Below are 22,167 nucleotides of genomic sequence, written 5' to 3'. Positions count from 1 at the left end.
TTACTATTGTCCCAACAAATCTTTGGCGTGTTGCAAAGCAGCCTCACCAGGATTTATACCACTCAACATTTGTGCTATTTCTAATATACGTTGTTCCTTATCTAACAACAGTATATTAGAATAGGTTTTATTATCCTTATCATTTTTGTAGACCTTGAAATGTGCTGTTCCCTTAGAAGCAATCTGTGGCAGATGTGAGATCGCTATCACTTGCATATTTTCACTTAAATCTTCCATTACCTCACCTACTTTCAAAGCCACTTCCCCCGAAATACCGGTATCTATTTCATCAAATATAATGGTTGGTAGCGCAGAACTTTTTGCTACTAGAGATTTAATAGCTAACATCACACGTGACAATTCTCCGCCAGAAGCTACCTTTTGTATAGCTTGTAGGCTTTGACCTTTATTTGCGGAGAATAAAAATGAAACCGCATCACAGCCATTACTATTAATTTTATCAACTCCTAGTTGTTCTAAGTTGATTTTCAATTGGGCGTTAGGCATTCCTACGGAAGTCAATACATCCTGTACATACTTTTGCACCTTTGGAATTGTTTCTACACGAAGGTCATGAATCTTTGCCGTGATGGCAGTCACTTTAGTTAATTGTGTTTCGCGTTCCTTCTCTAATTTCTCTAAAACCTCATCTTGATTTAGGGCAATAAGTAGTTTTTGACTTAAAGCATCTTTTATAGCGATCAATTCATCCTCCGTATCTACACGATGTTTTTTTAACAAATTATAGATTTCACTCAATCGTGAATTGATATCCTCTAGACGTTTGTCATCTACATTTACATTACCTTCTTCAGAAGCGATTTCATTAGATACATCCTTGATATCAATATAAGCACTTTGCAAGCGATCCACGAGCGAAGTCGCATCAGATAAGAATTTACTAGCCGATTGTACTTGCTGAATACTTTCCTTCAATAAGGATAAAACATTCTGATCACCATCAGAAATTAAATAATTTGAAGCTAAAAGATTACGCTTTATTTCTTCTGCATTTTCTAATTGTTGCTGCTCCTCTTCTAATTTTTTGACTTCCCCAGAAAGCACATTCAACTTCTCTAATTCATCAAACAAAAATTGATTATAATCTAACTCTGCATTAGCAGATGCCATCTGTTCCTTGATATCACGTAGGTGTTTATCAATGCGCTTCAATTCTTTCCAATCTTGGCGAAATAGGACTAAATTATCTTCATTGTGTGCCAAGCTATCCAATACAAATAACTGAAACTCTTCTGTTGTAATCTGCAATGTAGCATGCTGCGAATGAATATCAATAAGCCTCTCCCCCAGTTGCTTTAACGTATTTAAGGTCACTGGCGAATCATTGACAAATGCTCTTGATTTGCCGTCAATAGCAATCTCCCTACGAATAATCGTTTCTAGCTCGTAATCTAAATCGTACTCCTGAAAAAATGATTGTAGGTTATAATTGCTAATATTGAAATAACCTTCGATAACACATTTTTTAGTATCATCAAAAAATTGCTTCCCTTCAGCTCTATTCCCTAGTATTAATCCCAAAGCACCCATTAATATTGACTTACCTGCTCCCGTCTCTCCAGTTATCATATTTAATCCTTTATGAAAGGAGATATCCGAATTATCTATCAGGGCATAATTTTTTATCAATAATCTTACAAGCATAAACTAATGTTGAATAGTTAAATTTTTACTTTCTCATCTTAGAATTCGAAGAAGCTTAATGAAGCATCTTGGATTATAATCGTATCAAATATACTTGATTATTTGAAGCTTTGAAAGTCCGAAAAAATTCATCTTATCATTATAAAATAATAAGTTTGTACCAAATGGCAGATTTCACCAAGCAATTGAGCAAATATATACCCGAAACAGCAGCCCCTATCATCTCCCAATGGATTAATGATACAGGCTGTCGATTTAAGGTAACGCGTAGTCGCAGTAGTAAATTGGGTGACTACACCGCTCCATATAAAGGTAATCCTCATCAGATCACGGTCAATCATGATTTAAATTCATATTCTTTTCTGATAACTACTATTCATGAATTTGCCCATCTGAAGACGTACCAAGATTTTAAAAATCAGGTCAAACCACATGGTGTAGAATGGAAAGACAATTTTAAAAATTTAATGTCCCCTTTCATAAAGCTCAATATATTTCCACCAGATATCATAGAGGCCATATCATCCTACATGAATAATCCCGCAGCATCCTCATGTACTGATTTAAATCTCTATAGAATCCTAAAGAACTACGATAATAAAGCGGAAGACTCCATACACATCGAAGACTTAGCCGAAAACACCATCTTTAACCTTAAAAATGGTCGTCAATTTCGGAAAGGAGAAAAACTTCGTAAACGCTTCAAATGCATCGAACTGACTACAAACAGGACGTACCTATTTCACCCTTTAGCAGAAGTATTTCTTGTCAAAGATTAGATACAGCGCTGCTAACCATAATTAAAATTGTATTTTTAACATTGATTGAACTACTAATCCTTATGAAGAATTACCTTTATTTCCTTTTTATATGCTCACTTATTAATGTGAGCTGTAAAACAAATAGCAGTAACTTTGATGCCAGCAAATTAGACAGTACCGCATTAGCATCAATAACAGAAGCAAGCTATAAAAAATATGTTTCAGACTTGTCATCAGATGAATTTGCAGGAAGAAAACCTTTTACTAAAGGTGATACACTTACTGTTGACTACATCGAAAAGCAATTTAAAGATTTAGGTTTATTACCGGGAAATGGTACATCCTATTTTCAAGAAGTACCAATGGTTGAGATAAGCAGTCAACCAACCATTAAGAAAATTACATTTGAGGGAACGAAAGGGAATTTAGCCATCAACCATCTTGATGACTATGTCATCAGTTCACGTAAGATTCAAGACCATATAAACATCGACTCTACATCATTAGTATTTGCGGGATTTGGTATTGTAGCACCCGAATTCGGATGGAATGATTATGAAGGATTAGATGTCAAAGGGAAAACTGTTGTCGTACTTGTATCTGATCCAGGTTTGTACGATAGTACGTTGTTCAATGCAGATACAATGACCTATTATGGCCGATGGATATACAAATTTGAGGAAGCAGGTAGACAAGGTGCTACAGGCATACTATTGGTGCACGATACTCCAGCTGCTAGTTATGGTTGGGATGTTGTACGCTCCGGATGGAGTGGCCCACAATTGAATACACTTTCCGAAGAGCCTGTTCCAGATTTTGAAGGCTGGATTTCAAATACTACAGCAAAGAAGTTATTTGAAATTGGTGGATTAGATCCTAGTTTGATGGACAGTGCCAAAAAGAAAGGATTCAAGGCATTCCCTATGCATGTAAAGACGGCTATCAGCTTAAAGAATAAATATAGATATGCTAATTCTAATAATGTAATAGCAAAGATTGAAGGAACGTCAAGACCCGAAGAAACCATTATCTATACCGCACATTGGGATCACTTGGGAGTTGGTGAAGCTGTAAATGGTGATTCTATCTATAATGGAGCGATTGACAATGCTGCAGGAGTCGCTGCACTATTCGAAATAGCCAAGGCTTTCAAAGCCGCTAAAGTAAAACCTGAAAGAAGCATTATTTTTATAGCACTCACTGCTGAAGAAGAGGGGTTATTAGGCTCTACATATTATACTGCAAACCCTATATATCCACTAAATAAAACAGTAGCAAATCTCAATATGGATGCATTCAGTCCCCTCGGAGCGACTAAAGATGTATCTATTGTAGGATTTGGCCAAACAGAAATCGACGATTATGTGATACGTTCAGCTTCAAAATTTGGTAGAACAGTACATGGAGAGAAAAATCCTACCTCAGGAGGATTCTACCGTTCTGATCACTTCAATTTTGTTAAAAAAGGAGTACCGGGATTATTTATGGGATCGGGATCTGAGCTACTATCCACGGATACCATCGCTATAGAAAAACGTAGAAAAGCCCTTGCCGGTAGATATCATGCCCCTTCAGACCAAGTGGATGAGCATTGGGATTTCCAAGGTATTCTAGAAGATATTAAGTTGTTTTTTGATATCGGTTACACCATGAGTCACGAAAAAACATACCCTAATTTCAAGGCAAAATCAGAATTTAGAGAATTAGGAGAAAAAAGACTTTCAAAATAGTATTTTTGTAAAACATCAAAAGAAATTTAAAAACAAAAACATATGTTAACAGGTATGAAACATCTACATTCAACTTTAGCAGTTATATTACTATTGGCTTTAGTAATCTCCATTGTTATAACAGCTATTAATTATTTCAAAAGTAAACCGTACAACCGCAAAATTGCTTTAATAGGTTTTATCAGTGCACACTTACAATTATTGGTAGGTTTAATTTTATACTTTACATCCCCTTTAGGCCTTCAAAGTTTTTCCGGTGCAAATATGAGTAATAGTGGTGCTCGCTTCTATTTCTTGGAGCATCCATTGATGATGCTTATCGGAATTATCATAATCACTATTGGATATTCAAAAGCAAAGAAAGCTCCTGCTGATTATGCTGCTAACAAAATTGTATTTATTACGTATACTGTTGCTTTAATCGTTATTTTATCAAGAATACCTTGGTCTACTTGGTCATTGCTGAACTAATAAGTTAGTGCAATGTATAACCAATAAAAAGCTCCTTCTTAAGTTTAAGAAGGAGCTTTTTATTGGTCTAAAAACTCTATTAATTAAAAATTAGTGCCCTATCCTTTGGACTCTTTATCGTATAGGTAAAACGATACGTCTGCGTTTCCCCAGCATTTATTTTTTTATCCCAAGTCAATACCCCTGTTTCCTTATTTACTACGGCTCCACCACTATCGATAAGTTCTATCTCTATAGCTTTGTCTGTGGAAATAGGATATTGATCTTTCAATTCCATATCTATAGCTGTTGATTTACCATTGCGTACCTGGAGCTCATAACTAAAAGTTTGTCGTTTTGTACTACCACTTGTCTGGCTACTTTTGACATCCATTATGCGGTCACGTTTTACGGTTATCGATTTATCTCTCCCCATCGTTAGAATTAGTGTATCTGTTGTAACATTAGGGTTGATATAAGAAGAACCGACAAGCATATTTTCAAATATGATATTTGCTTCACCTGCAATTAGATTAAGTTTTTCAAAATCAGTTATTTCAGCCAACAAGAAGGCATCTTTATCTAATTTTGGAACCGCATAATACGTAAACTTAGCAGGCTGTACAGATTCTTTAAGCGTAACAGAATGCGGTTCTCCATTAGAAAGTATGTCATAAGGTATATCAATATCAAATGTTACACTCAATTGATTTTCTACAAGAGTAGTTACAGGACCTTTGGCCATTCCCTTTACAGATACTTCTGCTAATTCCATATTATTCCCGTCGGCAGCATATTGTTTATCCTTAGGAACACGCATACTTGTAGTACGACCAACTAAATCTCCGAAAATACCATTTGTATAAAATTGTGCATAGCTAGAATTCAATACAGGAGCATTACCATTTTGAGCCGGATTTCCAGTAGACAATATCAACTTTACATTCTTCCAATCAACACCAGTTGACTGCATCACTTTAGCTTTATACAAAATTGCTAAAGGAGCATTAATTGATGCGGCTTTCAAATCATAATAAGCCTGCCAAGTGGCTGCATAAGTCATATATGACAATGCTAAATCGCCCTTAATAGCTTTATTACTTGTTAATTGAACAACCAACACACTTCCATTACCTACATAAGTTTGAATCTGCTTTTGAAGTCTATTTATAACTTTATCCTCTTCTGCAATACTTTTATTAAATCTTTCTATAGCAGTATTTAGCTCTAATGATTTTACTTGATAATAATCAACGAATTTGGTTAACTCATTCATATCTAACTTAGCTCCAGCACCTAATAATTGGTCGTTGCTCAATATTTTCAGTGCACCTTGTGCCGCTTTCTGCTTATTGACCAGAACCTCTCTCTTGGCCTGTGCGATATCCAGACTATCTTTTAATCTGCGATGAGCAGGTATGAGTATTTCTGCTTCACTAGCCCTACCTACGCTAACAGACAAAATAGTTGCGCCATCAATTCCGGCAATTTGTACAGAATTTATAGCGATATCTTGGGCTACATTTTGAATAAGCAACCTACTATTCCCTTTAGGTAAACTAACGGCAACAGTATTACTTATCTCTGCAGCATTTGCAAAAATCGTTACTCCCTTTACAATAGCTGTAGCATTGACCTTATCTTGAGCTTGTAGATTAAAAACTAACAATAGTGACAAAATACAGGTAGCGATAATATAGATAACATTTATATTTCCTTTAATCATAATGAATTCGTTTTTATTAAAATTAAATAATTATACACAGAACATACTACTATAGATACAAAAACTGCCATTATTACATAAATACATCACAATTAAAGTGATATTTATAAGGCTAGATGTACAAAAATCATTAACTTTACAAGCATAAATTTGTTTAAAACAATCAATAATGACTGTAGATATCAATAAACTTGAACAGACTGCAACACAAGTAAGACGTGACATCGTACGTATGGTACACGGTTGTCAATCAGGTCACCCAGGTGGTTCTTTGGGCTGTGCAGATTATTTCGTGGCTTTATATTTCCACGCAATGAAACACGATCCTTCTTTCAACATGGATGGCATTGGCGAAGATTTATTCTTTTTATCAAATGGACACATCTCTCCTGTGTTTTATAGCACATTAGCGAGAGCAGGCTATTTCCCTGTTAGCGAATTAGCGACATTCCGTAAAATCAATACTCGTCTACAAGGACACCCTACTACACACGAACATCTTCCAGGAATCCGTATTGCTTCAGGATCTTTAGGACAAGGTCTTTCTACTGCTATCGGTGCTGCTCAAGCTAAAAAACTAAATAAAGACAATAGTTTAGTTTATGTATTGATGGGGGACGGTGAATTGCAAGAAGGTCAAGTATGGGAAGCAGCAATGTATGCTCCACACAATAAAATTGACAACTTAATCGCTGCTGTAGATTATAATGGTGCTCAAATTGATGGCTCTACAGATCACGTATTATCATTAGGTAATTTACGTGCTAAATGGGAAGCTTTCGGATGGGACGTATTAGAAGTTACAAAAGGTAATGATATGACATCTGTTGTAGCTGGTATAGAAGAAGCAAAATCACGTACTGGTAAAGGCAAACCTGTTATCATCTTATTACATACTGAAATGGGTTCTGGGATAGATTTCATGATGGGTACACACAAATGGCATGGTGTCGCTCCAAATGATGAGCAATTAGCTAGTGCATTGAATCAATTACCTGAAACATTAGGCGATTATTAATAATTAGATAGCAGATGTTAGACATTAGACATCATTCTAAATACTAACTACTAACATCTAAATACTACGACAACAACATGAAAAAATATACTTTTACAGAATCTAAAGATACACGTTCGGGTTTTGGTGCTGGATTATTAGAAGCCGGAAAACAGAACGAAAATGTAGTAGCATTATGTGCTGATTTGATTGGCTCATTAAAAATGGATGCTTTTATTAAGGAGTTTCCGGAGCGTTTTTTCCAAATTGGTATTGCTGAAGCAAACATGATGTGTATTGCTGCAGGTTTAACAATTGGTGGTAAAGTTCCATTTACAGGTACATTTGCGGAATTCTCTACAGCACGTGTTTATGACCAAATTCGTCAATCAATCGCTTATTCTAACAAAAATGTAAAAATCGCAGCTTCACATGCTGGTCTTACATTAGGTGAAGATGGTGCTACACACCAAACTTTAGAAGATATCGGTATGATGAAAATGTTACCTGGAATGGTGGTTATCAATCCATGTGACTTCAATCAAACAAAAGCTGCTACTATCGCAGTAGCGCAATATGAAGGTCCTGTTTATTTACGTTTCGGCCGTCCTGTTGTTCCAAACTTTACACCTGCTGATCAAACTTTTGAAATCGGTAAAGCAGTAATGTTGAACGAAGGTAAAGACGTTACTATTATTGCTACAGGTCACTTAGTGTGGGAAGCAATCCAAGCGGGTGAAGAATTAGAAAAATTAGGTATTGATGCTGAGATTATCAACATTCATACGATTAAACCATTAGACGAAGAAGCAATATTAGCGTCTGTTAAGAAAACAGGATGTGTAGTTACAGCAGAAGAGCACAACCGCCTAGGTGGATTGGGTGACAGTGTAGCTCAAGTATTAGCGAAATACCTACCTTCTCCACAAGAATATGTTGCAGTAGACGATAGCTTCGGCGAATCAGGTACTCCAGCTCAATTAATGGAAAAATACGGATTAAATGCTGCTAGCATTGTAGCTGCTGCTCAAAAAGCTATTAGCAGAAAATAATAATATTAAATGGAAGACGCGCAAATCATATCTATGTTTGCCGATGAACGTACGCGCGAAGCTGCGTTCAGCCAGTTGTTGAAGAAATATCAACAAAAAATATATTGGCACGTCAGACGCATGGTCATCGATCATGACGATGCGGATGACGTGACCCAAGATATTTTTGTAAAAGTGTGGAAAAACCTAGAGAAATTTAGAGAAGATTCTCAACTGTACACATGGCTCTACAGGATTGCAACCAATGAATGTATTACCTTTTTGAATAAAAAGAAGCAGAAATACAATGTTTCATTGGATGATGATAGTACATCCTATCTTGCAGAAACCCTTGCAGACGGACAATATTTCAATGGAGATAAAGCAGAGATGAAATTACAACAAGCTCTATTAACATTACCAGAGAAACAAAAACTTGTTTTCAACATGAAATATTTTGAAGACTTAAAGTATGAAGAGATATCTCAAATTCTAGGTACCAGCGTAGGTGCTTTAAAAGCATCATATCATCTTGCCGTTAAAAAGATTGAAAACTTTTTTAACAATCATGATTAAACCTTTTGCACAAAAAAGTATCTTATAACTACTATGGAAGAAAAAAACACATACACGGATGATTTTGGAGCCTTCAAACTCCCTGATTATTTAGGTATAAACCCTTTTGTAGTACCTGAAGATTATTTTGAACACCAAAAAGAAGAAATTATTAACCAAATAAAGGTTGAAAATCGACTAACATCATCTTTAAACACAAAAAAAAATATCCCTGAGGGTTATTTCGCCGAATTAGAGCACAATATTTTAGCTAAAATCAGTGAAATAAAACTTAAAGATGAAATTAACTCTGATGGATTTGAAATTCCCGACAATTATTTTATCAAATTAGAAGAATCCATCCAAACTAGGATATTTGAGGCTCAATTGAAGGATAAAATTAGTAATATAGGATTTGAAATCCCTAGTGATTATTTCAACTCTTTAGAAAGTTCTATTACTTCAAAAATCGCTGAAAATAATTTAAAATTAGTCACTTCAAATGATGGTTTTAGTACACCTACTTCTTATTTTGAGACTTTAGCGGATCGTATTAAAGATAATATAACTGTTGATAGACTATCTGATACATTATCAAGTGATGGCTTTGTTACTCCTACAAACTATTTTGAAAATCTAGAGCAAAAAATAATTGCTAAGATCGAGAATGACAATACGCCAATAATCACTTTACCAAAACGTACTAATTGGTCTCGATATAGTGCCGCAGCAGTACTATTACTTATCGGTATAGGGAGCTATTTTGCTGTGAATAATAATACATTATTCCAGTCCACTATAGCAGAAGAATCGTTGACACGTACTAGCTTACAAAATATAAGTGATGATGAATTGGTGAGTTATTTGGCACAAGTATCTGATGATAGTGATCAATTACTACATTTGTCTAAAATGATTGATAATAAAAGTGATGCATCAATTAAATTCAATTCAGAGTTGGAAGATGATGTAATAGAAGAATATTTAAATTACATGCTATAATGTTACAACTGAAGTATATTTTTACAACATTGTGCCTTTTGTTCACTTTACAATTTAGCTCATTTGCGCAAAGGAATAATTTTGAAGCAATTGAAAGTGAAAAAGTAGCTTACATTACGAAACAGCTAAAATTAACACCCAGTGAAGCCCAACGTTTCTTCCCTGTATATAACAAATACAATGATCTAATGTGGCAATTAAAAGCGGAAAAAAAACGTCAAAGGCAAGATGTTATTTCGTTTGATGCGAAAGAGGTAGAAATTAAAAAGCAATATCGTAATGAGTTTGCAAAAGTCATAGGACAATCTCGCGCTTCTCAATTTTTTCAGGTTGTTGAAGATTTTAATGATATGCTACGGCATACATTACAAAATCGACAAAATAGTCGTCATCGATAAAAGCTGTTAATTTAATTAACGGCTTTTTTTATCACTAATTTCTATTGTTTAATAACACTAATATAGTCCGTTATTTTTCCATCATTACTATCGTCAAGAGGCTGTAGGAGCATAATCGTATATATACCTTTATTCACAAAAATAGCCATATCTTTAAAATTAATTTTATGGTCATCAATTTGAATTGTTAGATCCTTTAATTTGTTCAAATCGATTTCGATAAAATTAGTAATAGTTTCAAATTTTATATTTTGAAACAATAATGAACTTCCCGTACCATCCATTATACTCATATTAGCAATATCTTCACACAAATGAGCAATTCTAATTTTCACATAATCATCTTTAGGATTAATTATGTTGTCATCAGTCAAAAGATACTGTAACTGTACATTTTTCTGATATAAAAAAAGGCTATAAAACTTACCGGCATTCAATAATAATTTATAGTTAACTTGCTCTCTACTTTTGTCAATTTGATTTTGAACCATTATATCGAAGGAACCAGCATACCAATTTTTGTAAGTTACATAACTTCCAAAAATCAATTTATCACTATCAGAGATTACCATTTGTTGGGTAGTCCCTTGTCCAATATATAAGGTCAGACCTGTGGAATTAGGAATAGCATTGAAAACAGCAACAGAAGATAGCTTAGCAATCGAACTATTCAAGTTTACAACACTATCTTCATCCTTATTACAACCGAGAATCGATAATATTACTACACAAAAAACTATTAATATATTCTTAAAAAACATTCATATCATTATTAAAACTGCCACATATTAGGTATAACGATAAAAAAAAGCTTTATGCTACAACATTGCTTATTTAAGTAATAACGCAATAAATTTTGATCTTTTTTTAATAAGTTTGTAATAAGGAATAGTAAACATTTTTCATGGCATACAAAGGAAATTCATTTAAAAATAATAGTCAAAATAGTCGTCCAAAAGACTCTAAAACGACTATTAAAGCAATACCTAAGAAATCGTCTCCACTCATAAAATCTTTTGATAGCATAGATTTTTCAGAAGGTCAAAAAAAAGCGCTTAAAATTTTAGGCTTATTTTTAATAATAAGTTCATTTCTATTTGCCGTAGCTTTTATTTCATACCTATTCACATGGAAAGAGGACCAAAGTTATATAAATTCTACAAATGGAGGATGGAGTACTTTGTTTAGTACGGCTGAAGAATTAGAAGAACAATTAGGTAATTTACCAATTGTGGAGAACAAATTGGGTAAACTAGGCGCATTATTAGCCAATCAATTTATATTTGAATGGTTTGGTGTCTCTTCCTTCCTATTCATTCTATTAATGTTTACTGTTGGTTATAAATTACTGTATAAGAAATCAATTCTTCCCATTTGGAAAACCCTTTTATATACTTTAACAGGTATTATATTCCTATCAATTACATTTGGATTCATTCAAGATTTTATCGCAGACACGCCTCGAATACTAGAGGGTAAATTTGGATATTGGACAAACCAACTATTAAATGCTCAAATCGGTAAATACGGTGTAGGAGGTCTAATTATATTTTCTTACTTGGCGTTATTGGTTTTAGTTTATAATCTAGATCTCAAATTTTCATTTTTGTCATCAAGCTCAAACAAAACAAAAAGTGAAGAGGAAGATTATGTATTCAAGAGTGACGTCGCTCCTTCAGCCCCAATAAATACAATCAAAGAACAGCCAGAAGAAGATGATTTTGGTAATGAAATGGTTATCGAAGTTTCCAATACCCTAAAAAATCAAGTAAACAATCCTCTTACGCTAAATGAAAGATATGCACATTTGCAGGAGGAAAACCTGCCGCAGGAAGAGGAAATTTTGGAAGAGGATGAAGCTATAAATAGTGTTACTTTCGAAACAAAACCAACTTTTATAGAGGAGCCCGTCGAAGAAATAAAGGATAATGCTATAGAGTTAACGGTCAATACGCCTTTAGAGATAGAAGAGCCTGTTGAAGACACTTCATTATCCTTGGCGGTGGAAGAAGTCAAAGAAGAGAAGCAAATAACAGCAAATGACCTCGTAGCTCAATTTGGTGAATATGATCCGAAGCTCGACTTATCGGGCTATCAGCATCCAACCTTAGATTTACTTAAAGAATATGGCTCAGGTAAAATCACTATCAATCAACAAGAACTCGAAGCAAACAAGAATAAAATTGTAGATACGCTTAGACATTATAGTATAGAGATCGAACATATCAAAGCAACGATTGGTCCCACAGTAACATTATATGAAATAATACCTAAGCCAGGTGTTCGAATCTCGAAGATTAAAAATTTAGAGGATGATATTGCATTGAGTTTAGCGGCATTAGGAATACGTATCATAGCACCAATGCCGGGCAAGGGAACGATTGGTATTGAGGTACCTAATAGTAATCCAGAAATGGTATCAATGCGCTCCGTATTAGCTACAGAGAAGTTTCAAAAGACAGATATGGATCTTCCTATTGCATTAGGAAAAACTATTTCCAATGAAGTATTTATTGCCGATTTGGCAAAAATGCCTCACTTACTAGTTGCCGGTGCGACAGGACAAGGTAAATCTGTTGGTATCAATGCTATTCTTACGTCATTACTGTATAAGAAACATCCAGCCGAGCTAAAATTTGTTCTTGTCGATCCAAAGAAAGTAGAATTATCATTATTCAAAAAAATAGAAAGACACTTCTTAGCAAAATTACCAGGCGAGGAAGATGCTATTATCACTGATACAAAGAAAGTGATAAACACCTTAAACTCCTTGTGTATTGAGATGGATCAGCGTTATGATCTATTAAAAAATGGACAGGTAAGGAATTTAAAGGAATATAATGCAAAATTTGTCAATAGAAGATTAAACCCTGAGGAGGGTCATCGATTCTTACCATTTATAGTTCTTATAGTTGATGAATTTGCAGATTTAATGATGACTGCTGGTAAAGAAGTTGAAACACCTATTGCCCGATTAGCACAATTGGCCCGTGCTGTTGGTATTCACTTAGTAATAGCTACACAACGACCGTCAGTAAATATTATCACGGGTACGATCAAAGCGAACTTTCCTGCACGTCTAGCATTCAGAGTATTATCAAAAGTAGACTCACGCACAATCCTAGACTCCGGTGGTGCAGACCAGTTGATAGGTCGTGGAGATATGCTTTTATCTACAGGCTCAGATTTGATTCGTATTCAATGTGCCTTTGTCGATACTCCTGAAGTAGAAGGAATTTCAGACTTTATCGGCGGGCAGCGCGGATATCCATCGGCATTCATGCTCCCTGAGTATGTAGACGAATCTGGTGATGGCTCAGGTTCTACAGATTTTGATTTCTCAGACAGAGATCAACTTTTTGAAGAAGCGGCGCGTTTAATCGTTATGCATCAACAAGGCTCTACCTCTTTAATTCAGCGTAAGTTGAAATTAGGCTATAATAGAGCAGGACGTATCATCGATCAATTGGAAGCTGCCGGTATTGTAGGACCATTTGAAGGATCTAAAGCAAGAGAAGTTTTATACCCTGATGAATACTCTTTAGAACAATTTTTAGATACATTAAAGAAATAATAAAAATGAAAAAATTGTTATTAAGTATTATTGTAATAGCGAGCACCGCATTTGCATATGGCCAAAATGACCCTGCTGCTAAAAAATTATTAACAGAAGTATCCAAAAAATATAATAGTTATAAAACTATTCAATCGGACTTTACTTTATCTGTCCAAGACGCTAACAAGAAAAATTATAGCGATGCGGGAGAAATGTTCTTTAATAAGCCTAAGAAGGAGTATGCTATAATTTTGAAGGATCAAGAATTCATTTCAAATGGTAAATCAGTATGGAATATTTCTAAAGATATCAAAGAAGTACAAATTACGGATGCTGAAAATGATAACAGCTCGATAGGTCCTAATAACCTTTTTACATTCTATCAATCGGGATATAAATACCTATTGATGGAGGATGAAAAGATTACCAAAAATGGAAAAACAGAAATCTTAAAAGTTGTAGAATTATCACCTATTGACACCAAAACGAATTATTATAAAATAAAATTACGTATCAATAGTAATAATCATATTCATGATGTTACCATCTTTGATAAATCTAATAATCGTTATACCTATACTATACAGTCATTATATCTAGGGAAGAATCTGCCTCCTTCAATTTTCTCCTTCAATAAGGAAAAATATCCAGGCTATGAAATAGTGGACTTAAGATAAAAATAAAGCGGTGAATATTCACCGCTTTATTTTTTAGTACATTTTTATAATCAATATATCTTTTGCATTAGATTTTTCCTTCTTTAAACTGCTGATAGGCATAATCTGCAGCACGTGCTGTAAAAGCCATAAATGTCAAGGAAGGATTCTGATTAGACGTTGATATCATAGCAGCACCATCCGTTACAAATACATTAGGACATAAATGCATTTGATTATATTTATTTAATAGAGAGTCTTTAGGATCATTCCCCATACGTACGCCGCCCATTTCATGAACCTCTAAACCTGGCTGCCTGTCAAAAGCAATATGATGATCTGTTTTGACAATATTTGTGGCGCCACACTTCAATAACATTTGCTCCCCTTCTTCAAAAAAATCATTCATCATATCCACATCATTTTGAGTATAGGAAACGCTCGTTATCAACTTAGGTAATCCATATTTATCCAATTCCTCACTTAAGCGGACATGATTTTCATAGATCGGTAATACCTCTCCTTGCATCATCATATGAATCTTCCATTTGCCGGGTTCCGTTAGCTTATCTTTAAATTCAGGGCCTACCTGAGCTCCATTTACCGAACGCCCCCAACCTTCCCGCGAAGCGGAAAAAGCGATTAAATATGAACCTTTAAAATTTTCTGCTGTAGTTTTTATATTCTTAAAAGCAGGCATAAAAACTTGTGTCGGCCTTTTTCCATAGTAATACGAATCTTCGTAGCCAGGATAATCTGCCGTAATACGCCCTCTGTAATTATGAAATATAATATATCGACCTAGTAAGCCATTATCATTTCCCAAACCATTAGGGAATCGCTTTGATTTTGAATTTAATAGTATAAGATTGGAATTTAATGTTGAAGCATTCAAAAATATTATTCTAGCATTAATAATCTCTTTAGCACCAGTATGAGCATCTATTATTTGAACACCAGAAGCCTTGCCTGTGGCCTCATCATAAATAATAGATTCTACAATAACATCCGTCTTCAACGTAAGATTGCCTGTTTTTTCGGCATGAGGCAATGTAGACGAATTGGAGCTAAAATAGCCCCCAAAAGGACATCCTCTTTCACATTTTCCTCTAGCCATACATTTGGTACGCCCCTGCGCCAATTGCTCCTCTTTGACATCTGCTAGATTAGCACAGCGTCCAATAACAGCATGACGATCCGGAAAATTTTCATGAATGGAACTAACAATAGCTTTCTCCACTTTATTCATTTCAAATGCGCCGACAACTTCAGAATCAGGCATGGCATCAATACCGTCTCTAGTTCCTGAAATTCCTATAAATTTTTCCACTTTAGAATACCAAGGCGCCAATTCAGCGTACCGTATAGGCCAGTCTATACTGTAATTATATTTCTGTGGAGCTTCAAAATCATAGGTCGACCACCTTTGAGTTTGACGTGCCCAAAGTAATGATTTACCTCCTACCTGATAACCTCTAATCCACTTGAAGGGTTTCTCTTGTATATACTCTTGTTCTTCACTTTTGAGGTAAAAATGTTTTGTTGGTTCACCAAAAGCATAATGTACCGAGGTGATAGGATACTCCTTAATATCTTGTTGCGTTTTAGCACCATAATGTTCAAATTGCCAAGGGTCCAAATTAGCTGTTGGATAGTCTTGAATATGCTTGACCATCCTTCCTCTTTCCAAAACCAATGTTTTCAATCCTTTTTCGGCAAATTCTTTAGCAGCCCATCCTCCAGTAATACCGGAGCCGACAACAATCACATCATAGTCCATATTCATAATTTAGTATGCTATTAAGTAAGCACTTGTTTACTATAATTGGTATTCGATCTGTAACTTATATAGCGTTAGATATCAAAACATAAATATCCACTTTTTAGAATACAAAACACAAAAAATAAGGACTATTTTATATGATTAACGAAAAAATTACGTTTTAGTTTCTGCTATTTTTAATGCTTGCGTAGTCAAATAATACTTCGCTAAAAGAAAAGATTTCTCCCATTCTGGAAGTGCACCATGTTCCTTATAGTCAAGAAATTGCTGTAATGCTTTTGAAAAATGATCTTCATGGCTCAAATACATAGCATAAGGAATAATCAATTTGTAGGAATTGTCTACGTATTGAACGGTAACTTTAGCGTACCCATTAGACGTCAATGTACGCTGTAGCTCCTCTTCAAAGACTTTACATGTATCCTTTGGTTTCACAAAAATACTACTAACACCATTACTGTCCGGTTCGATTGTTATGGTACATTTCTTTGTTTTAAATAAAGCGCGCAATTGATCGCCTTCACCATCATTAGAATTTACATCCCATTGTACACACACCGAAATAGGAACTCCAAAAAGAGAATAATGAATCATACCATTACTAAATACCCGTAGATTATTATCCGCATCAAGGATATGATTTGATGTCGGAGCATATTCTTTTAATGATGTTATTTTTTCATAATCTGCCATAGATATTGAAGTAGACCATCTTTGCGATTTCAATAGTTTCAAATCTCTTTGGATATCAATAACAGTACTATCTGCTAACATCCATTGGACCAAATCAATATAATGTGTCGTTACATCTACAATCCCTTCACCTTGTTTATTTATATCAAAAAACATAGCTGGCCTAATAAGTTGATGGCCAGCAACTACTTTACTAAAATGATGCTTGCTATGAAATTCTATAAGAGGAAAAGCAGCATTGGGTTCAAATCCTCCGGTCAATGTTTTATTTGACAAGATAAGTTTTACCAAAATATTCTTAATATCAAACCGCTCGGTCATGATATCATATACTATAGGAGTATGGCGACCATTACGGTTCAATAGTTTTTGTAATTGGGCATATCCCTTCTCATTTATTACTAATGGCTTATCAGCAAATACAGCCTTATTATATTTGATGGATTCTACCATATAGGTGATCTTTCGGCTATTATCACCTGCTAAAACAACTATATCAGCACTTTTATCGAGTACAGCCTTTTCTAAAAAATCAACACCATAGTAAGGGATTATATGCCAATTAGTTGCGCTACCATTACACGAATTATATTCTCTAACTAAAGATATATAATCGGCAGCAGCTAATTTATCAGGTGCAAATAATTTAATTTCATTACTAAGTGAAGGAATATTCGCCTTTAGTATTAATGCAGCATGAAAATGCTGTGGGTCTATCACCAATAGTCTTGTATTAAATTTTCTTTTATATTTCGACATAAAACTTTATTTCACCAGCAGTTATAAAAACCCATAAATAGAGTATTTCATTTAACTTACTTTCATTGACAAATTGTACGCCCTATACAGCATAAAATATCAGATAAATATAACATGGATTAAAAATTCAATAGGCTAATCTAAGATTGAATAACTCAGCAATGTATCCATATATCATCTGCATAATAGCATTTCCCCACAATCCCAAGATTAATAAGGCTCCTCCACGTCTCGTGAATCTTCCGAAATCACGCCATGCTAAAGGCCATATTCCGATCCATAGTAATGATTTCACAACCTAAATAGGATAACAAACCAAATAGATATAGCACATATGTGCCTCCATAAAGTTATATCACCTTTCGTAAAGATGATACCTAAGGAGAGAAATATAAAATGCAAAAGCTACGCGATACTATTGATAATTGGATAATTCGCAGGTTGTTTTAAAATATGGAATCAATTTTGAATTAACTCAACTTACAAATCCCAAAACAAACAACTATACAGCTAGTATGGCTATTGAAAAATAAGTCTTACGCATACTATGACTATTTACAGATCTAGCTATACCGTAGATAAGCTGTTAAACCTTAGGATCCCATCCCTTTTCATATTCGCGGGACCAAAAATTTGACATTACTTTATTGTCATTGATGATTCGCCCTGACGTAGGATCAATCCTTAGATCATGACCTGTCCTTTGTGCTATATTACCTAATTGCATCAATAATGTACTCTTATGACCATTGATAATATCAGAATTTAGATTTTCTCCTGTTTTTATTGCCGAAAAGAAATTTTGAATATGAATAGCATCAAGCTTTTGAGATGGACTCATCAAGCTTTTAGTATCCACAGCACGATCATCTTTTACATGCTCTGTTAATTTGCCTGTTATATCAAACACTTTATAAGAGTTACTCCCATCTATTTGTAAAGCACCCTTGGAACCATAAAAAAGCACACCAACACTACTACCTTCAATAGGCATAGCATTACAGCTACGGCCTTCCCAAGTAATCAACTTATCATTAGCAAATTCTATATTGATCACCTGAGTATCTGGTGTCTCCCAATCATCTTGATATGCATAACGCCCACCATTAGAGCTTACTTTTGAAGGATAATCAACCCCTAATCCCCAACGTGCTAAATCAACCATATGTGTACCATTATTTAAGGATTCCCCAGTGCCCCAATGCCAGAACCAATGCCAATTATAGTGTAATATATTATCCTTATAATCACGCCTAGGTGCAGGACCTTGCCACAATTCATAATTTAACCAATCTGGGATAGGAGATTTTTTACCCACCCCTATAGAAGCACGATTGTTGGTATACCAAGTCTTTGCAAAAGATACTTCACCTATACCACCACTATGAATAAAAGCAATGGCTTTTAATATATTAGGCCAAGAGCGGCGTTGATTGCCCATTTGAATTACATTATTATATTTATTCACGGCAGCAACCAATAACTCACCTTCACAAGGATTATGGCTACAGGGTTTTTCTAAATAAACATGCTTACCCGCTTGAGAAGCCAATAATGCAGCAGGTGCATGCCAATGATCTGGTGCGGCGACAACTAAAATATCTACATCTTTATCTTCTAAAGATATTCTAAAATCTTCAATTGCTTTAGTTGGAGAATTTTGGAATTTAGAAACAGCCGATTGACATTTAATAATAGCTCTACTATCTACATCACAAATATGTACAACCTCACTATTGGGCTGAGAAGCAAAATTTTCGGCTAGAGCCTTTCCTCTAGAATTTACGCCCATCATAGAAACTCGTAATCGCTCATTAGCACCGATTATATTCTTATAGCTCTTGGCACTAAAAGAAGGGAGTATCCCTCCAATACTTACTACTGCTGATGTGACTAATGACTTTTTTATAAAATCTCTTCTACTGTTCATAATTTAAATTATGTATTGGTTTCCAATTTTATTGCTGCACCATTAGCTAATTTACTCTTATCTGCAGCATCTATAAAAGCACATATTTCTAATGTTTCCTTACCATCAAAAGGAACTACTCCAGTATCAAAAAATTTCACTATTTCTAGTAGTAAAGGATCATATCCTTTGAATTCGCCTAACTTAATAGTGGCTAATTCACAATGAACTGTACCTCCAAAATCACTTTTACCACTTCGCTTTCCCCTTACTGTACCTATTCGCCCATCGGGCCAGACTCCGACTAACATATCAGAATTAGGAGCATAAGTCCTACTCACAGATATACATCCTAATCCCATTGCAGTAAATAACATTTCGACAGCATGTATTCCATACCAAAAAAAATCAGGATGTGAAGGATCTAATACAGCAGGAGAATAAACATCTGCACCAATTACTTGACCATATTTACCACTCAATACCTCTTGCATACCATCTATATACCGTAAACTAGAGGAAGAGAAAAAAGGCACATTATACTTGGCAGAAAGCTTAAATATTTCTACAGCATCATCATAGGAAGCTGCTAATGGTTTATCTATAAATAATGGTTTACCTGCTTTGAATACTTCCTTAGCTTGTTCCAAATGTAGACGGCCATCATTTGTTTCTAATAATACATAGTCTACTTCCTTTAGCAGTTCTTTAATGGAGGGCATTATCTTGACATCGAGCTTTTTAATTTCCTCTATATACTTTGGTATACGCTCCGTAGCAGAGGGAATGGTTCTAGTACCATAAGGATATGCTGCGACAACTCGATAATTGAGATAGCGATTAGGATCTTCAAATATACTTTTCGCAAATGCCAACGAATGAGATGTATCGAGACCTATTATACCGATACGCTTACGATGTATACTTGACTTATCTAAAGCCTGGACTTTATGTGAAGCAAGCCATCCTAAAGCTAAGCTACTCGACATTAAAAAGTCCTTTCTGGTAATCAATTTCATTAATTATGATATTTAATTTTGAATTAAACTACTACTATACGATTTTACCTTTGGATACTACTGAAGAATTATAGCAGGAAAATCCACCTTTACATTTCGACATATAGCCTCCCTAACAGACATATCAATACGCATACCGGGCACAATAAAAAATATATACTAAATACTTATTTTGAATGCTTTCTTCGGTACTAATTATATCTTTTCAAAGCATCCAACATTAACTTGTTGTTGTCCACAATTATCATCCATTATTACTTCTTTGATCATATTATCTTCAACAAAAAACCTTTAGCGCCGTTAAACATACTAATTCGCCAGTACTACTCTCTTAATAGACATAGTATTAGAATGGTTATTAAGAGTAGTAATCGTAAAGCATATGTATACGATATTTAGTTGCTTATAACAAATTAGAAAACGTTACCGATAAATGAAATAATTATAATAATCTTCTAAGGTCTTGGTCAAATGCATAATATGTATTCACTTATTTGCAAATCAAATATAGTATTTAATTAATTACCACAAATTAATATTACAAGATATTTACTATCAAAGAGTATAATATATGTATAGTGTTAGCACTATTTCAACAGTAGAAATAAAAATGACGGTTAGGGTTTTAGTTAGGGAAATAGTAAGGGGTAAATGGTTAGGATTAGTTAGAGATGGAACAACATAAGTATAGATGTCATGTTGAACAAAGTGAAACAGCTAAATAGCATGAAACCTTTGTTTAGATCCTTCCTAATGTCAGGATAACAAATAAGTTTTTTTTGTGTTTAGACTGTCATGTTGAACGTAGTGAAACATCTAAACAGCATGAAACCTTTGTTTAGATCCTTCCTAATGTCAGGATAACAAATAAGTTTTTTTTGTGTTTAGACTGTCATGTTGAACGTAGTGAAACATCTAAACAGCATGAAACCTTTGTTTAGATCCTTCCTAATGTCAGGATAACAAATAAGTTTTTTTTGTGTTTAGACTGTCATGTTGAACGTAGTGAAACATCTAAACAGCATGAAACCTTTGTTTAGATCCTTCCTGCGATCAGGATGACAAGTGAGGATATTTGTATAGACTGTCATGTTGAACGTAGTGAAACATCTAAAAACAACAACTTTTGAGATCCTTCCTGCGATCAGGATGACAACATTAGTATAGATGTCATGTTGAACGTAGTGAAACAGCTAAACATCCACCTCTTTTGAGATTCTTCCTATCGTTTGGATGACAACATAAGTATAGATGTCATGTTGAACGTAGTGAAACATCTAAATATCAACATCTTTTTAGATCCTTCCTGTCGTCAGGATGACAACATAAATATAGACTGTCATGTTGAACAAAGTCTATAAACGCAAAAAGCCTTAGATTTCTCTAAGGCTTCTGTTTAAAAAAAGGCACCGACCTACTCTCCCACCTGTTACGGCAATACCATCGGCTCGGGCGGGCTTAACTTCTCTGTTCGGAA

General features: G+C 34.6%; 18 protein-coding genes. 10 read left to right on the top strand and 8 right to left on the bottom strand.

Annotated features, from left to right (window positions below):
- Positions 1–3 precede the first annotated feature (3 nt).
- On the bottom strand, positions 4–1,665 hold the full coding sequence (recN, locus tag IP023_RS12460) for a DNA repair protein RecN (RefSeq protein ID WP_241790709.1): 1,662 nt from the start codon (positions 1,663–1,665) through the stop codon (positions 4–6).
- A 110-nt stretch (positions 1,666–1,775) separates the two neighbouring features.
- Between recN and IP023_RS12455 the strand changes: the two genes are divergently transcribed.
- The 3 genes from IP023_RS12455 to IP023_RS12445 all read left to right on the top strand — a co-directional run bounded on the left by IP023_RS12455 (position 1,776) and on the right by IP023_RS12445 (position 4,627).
- Entirely contained in the window at positions 1,776–2,444 is a 669-nt protein-coding gene (locus tag IP023_RS12455) for a SprT family zinc-dependent metalloprotease (protein WP_317224551.1), read from the top strand.
- A gap of 107 nt (positions 2,445–2,551) precedes the next feature.
- Positions 2,552–4,156 carry a M28 family metallopeptidase gene (locus IP023_RS12450; RefSeq protein WP_241790706.1) on the top strand — a complete coding sequence of 535 codons (1,605 nt, stop codon included), beginning with the start codon at positions 2,552–2,554 and terminating at the stop codon, positions 4,154–4,156.
- 54 nt (positions 4,157–4,210) lie between these two features.
- Positions 4,211–4,627 carry a hypothetical protein gene (locus IP023_RS12445; protein ID WP_241790704.1) on the top strand — a complete coding sequence of 139 codons (417 nt, stop codon included), beginning with the start codon at positions 4,211–4,213 and terminating at the stop codon, positions 4,625–4,627.
- Between the two features lie 79 nt (positions 4,628–4,706).
- Here the strand turns inward: IP023_RS12445 and IP023_RS12440 are convergent, their stop codons facing one another.
- On the bottom strand, positions 4,707–6,332 hold the full coding sequence (locus IP023_RS12440) for a DUF4139 domain-containing protein (RefSeq protein ID WP_241790702.1): 1,626 nt from the start codon (positions 6,330–6,332) through the stop codon (positions 4,707–4,709).
- A 169-nt stretch (positions 6,333–6,501) separates the two neighbouring features.
- Between IP023_RS12440 and IP023_RS12435 the strand changes: the two genes are divergently transcribed.
- The 5 genes from IP023_RS12435 to IP023_RS12415 all read left to right on the top strand — a co-directional run bounded on the left by IP023_RS12435 (position 6,502) and on the right by IP023_RS12415 (position 10,315).
- Entirely contained in the window at positions 6,502–7,350 is an 849-nt protein-coding gene (locus IP023_RS12435) for a transketolase (protein ID WP_241790700.1), read from the top strand.
- 77 nt (positions 7,351–7,427) lie between these two features.
- Positions 7,428–8,381 carry a transketolase family protein gene (locus IP023_RS12430; RefSeq protein WP_241790698.1) on the top strand — a complete coding sequence of 318 codons (954 nt, stop codon included), beginning with the start codon at positions 7,428–7,430 and terminating at the stop codon, positions 8,379–8,381.
- Between the two features lie 9 nt (positions 8,382–8,390).
- Positions 8,391–8,936, top strand: coding sequence for an RNA polymerase sigma factor (locus IP023_RS12425; RefSeq protein WP_241790697.1), 546 nt, complete (start codon positions 8,391–8,393; stop codon positions 8,934–8,936).
- A gap of 33 nt (positions 8,937–8,969) precedes the next feature.
- A complete protein-coding gene (locus tag IP023_RS12420; protein WP_241790695.1) occupies positions 8,970–9,917 on the top strand; it encodes a hypothetical protein in 948 nt (315 codons plus the stop codon).
- Entirely contained in the window at positions 9,917–10,315 is a 399-nt protein-coding gene (locus IP023_RS12415) for a hypothetical protein (RefSeq protein WP_241790692.1), read from the top strand. The genes IP023_RS12420 and IP023_RS12415 overlap by 1 nt, the downstream gene beginning before the upstream one ends.
- 41 nt (positions 10,316–10,356) lie before the next feature.
- Here IP023_RS12415 and IP023_RS12410 read toward each other — a convergent pair whose 3' ends face one another.
- The gene (locus IP023_RS12410; protein WP_241790691.1) at positions 10,357–10,989 is read right to left on the bottom strand and encodes a DUF4397 domain-containing protein; all 633 of its coding nucleotides are present in this window, start codon (positions 10,987–10,989) and stop codon (positions 10,357–10,359) included.
- 230 nt (positions 10,990–11,219) lie between these two features.
- Between IP023_RS12410 and IP023_RS12405 the strand changes: the two genes are divergently transcribed.
- Positions 11,220–13,889 carry an FtsK/SpoIIIE family DNA translocase gene (locus tag IP023_RS12405; protein ID WP_241790690.1) on the top strand — a complete coding sequence of 890 codons (2,670 nt, stop codon included), beginning with the start codon at positions 11,220–11,222 and terminating at the stop codon, positions 13,887–13,889.
- Between the two features lie 5 nt (positions 13,890–13,894).
- On the top strand, positions 13,895–14,548 hold the full coding sequence (locus tag IP023_RS12400) for a LolA family protein (protein WP_241790688.1): 654 nt from the start codon (positions 13,895–13,897) through the stop codon (positions 14,546–14,548).
- Between the two features lie 67 nt (positions 14,549–14,615).
- Here the strand turns inward: IP023_RS12400 and IP023_RS12395 are convergent, their stop codons facing one another.
- The 5 genes from IP023_RS12395 to IP023_RS12375 all read right to left on the bottom strand — a co-directional run bounded on the left by IP023_RS12395 (position 14,616) and on the right by IP023_RS12375 (position 20,660).
- Complete coding sequence (locus IP023_RS12395; RefSeq protein ID WP_241790687.1) at positions 14,616–16,313, bottom strand: GMC oxidoreductase; 1,698 nt, start codon at positions 16,311–16,313, stop codon at positions 14,616–14,618.
- Positions 16,314–16,463: 150 nt separating this feature from the next.
- Positions 16,464–17,762 carry a putative oxidoreductase C-terminal domain-containing protein gene (locus IP023_RS12390; RefSeq protein WP_241790685.1) on the bottom strand — a complete coding sequence of 433 codons (1,299 nt, stop codon included), beginning with the start codon at positions 17,760–17,762 and terminating at the stop codon, positions 16,464–16,466.
- 127 nt (positions 17,763–17,889) lie between these two features.
- Positions 17,890–18,057 carry a hypothetical protein gene (locus tag IP023_RS12385; RefSeq protein WP_241790684.1) on the bottom strand — a complete coding sequence of 56 codons (168 nt, stop codon included), beginning with the start codon at positions 18,055–18,057 and terminating at the stop codon, positions 17,890–17,892.
- A 291-nt stretch (positions 18,058–18,348) separates the two neighbouring features.
- Positions 18,349–19,692 carry a Gfo/Idh/MocA family protein gene (locus IP023_RS12380; RefSeq protein WP_241790682.1) on the bottom strand — a complete coding sequence of 448 codons (1,344 nt, stop codon included), beginning with the start codon at positions 19,690–19,692 and terminating at the stop codon, positions 18,349–18,351.
- Between the two features lie 8 nt (positions 19,693–19,700).
- A complete protein-coding gene (locus IP023_RS12375; RefSeq protein WP_241790681.1) occupies positions 19,701–20,660 on the bottom strand; it encodes a Gfo/Idh/MocA family protein in 960 nt (319 codons plus the stop codon).
- Positions 20,661–22,167: the final 1,507 nt, after the last annotated feature.

Source organism: Sphingobacterium rhinopitheci, from assembly GCF_022627575.1.
Classification (GTDB): Bacteria; Bacteroidota; Bacteroidia; order Sphingobacteriales; family Sphingobacteriaceae; genus Sphingobacterium; species Sphingobacterium rhinopitheci.
The sequence above is the reverse complement of the archived record's forward strand: the minus strand, read 5'-3'. Positions and strand labels throughout refer to the sequence as shown.

Coding starts and splice junctions, on each gene's coding strand:
- IP023_RS12380 (WP_241790682.1), bottom strand. CDS start 19,692: ATGAACAGTAGAAGAGATTTTATAAAAAAGTCATTAGTCACATCAGCA.
- IP023_RS12445 (WP_241790704.1), top strand. CDS start 4,211: ATGAAACATCTACATTCAACTTTAGCAGTTATATTACTATTGGCTTTA.
- IP023_RS12415 (WP_241790692.1), top strand. CDS start 9,917: ATGTTACAACTGAAGTATATTTTTACAACATTGTGCCTTTTGTTCACT.
- IP023_RS12390 (WP_241790685.1), bottom strand. CDS start 17,762: ATGTCGAAATATAAAAGAAAATTTAATACAAGACTATTGGTGATAGAC.
- IP023_RS12440 (WP_241790702.1), bottom strand. CDS start 6,332: ATGATTAAAGGAAATATAAATGTTATCTATATTATCGCTACCTGTATT.
- IP023_RS12430 (WP_241790698.1), top strand. CDS start 7,428: ATGAAAAAATATACTTTTACAGAATCTAAAGATACACGTTCGGGTTTT.
- IP023_RS12435 (WP_241790700.1), top strand. CDS start 6,502: ATGACTGTAGATATCAATAAACTTGAACAGACTGCAACACAAGTAAGA.
- IP023_RS12375 (WP_241790681.1), bottom strand. CDS start 20,660: ATGTCGAGTAGCTTAGCTTTAGGATGGCTTGCTTCACATAAAGTCCAG.
- IP023_RS12405 (WP_241790690.1), top strand. CDS start 11,220: ATGGCATACAAAGGAAATTCATTTAAAAATAATAGTCAAAATAGTCGT.
- IP023_RS12425 (WP_241790697.1), top strand. CDS start 8,391: ATGGAAGACGCGCAAATCATATCTATGTTTGCCGATGAACGTACGCGC.
- IP023_RS12420 (WP_241790695.1), top strand. CDS start 8,970: ATGGAAGAAAAAAACACATACACGGATGATTTTGGAGCCTTCAAACTC.
- IP023_RS12395 (WP_241790687.1), bottom strand. CDS start 16,313: ATGAATATGGACTATGATGTGATTGTTGTCGGCTCCGGTATTACTGGA.
- IP023_RS12400 (WP_241790688.1), top strand. CDS start 13,895: ATGAAAAAATTGTTATTAAGTATTATTGTAATAGCGAGCACCGCATTT.
- recN (WP_241790709.1), bottom strand. CDS start 1,665: ATGCTTGTAAGATTATTGATAAAAAATTATGCCCTGATAGATAATTCG.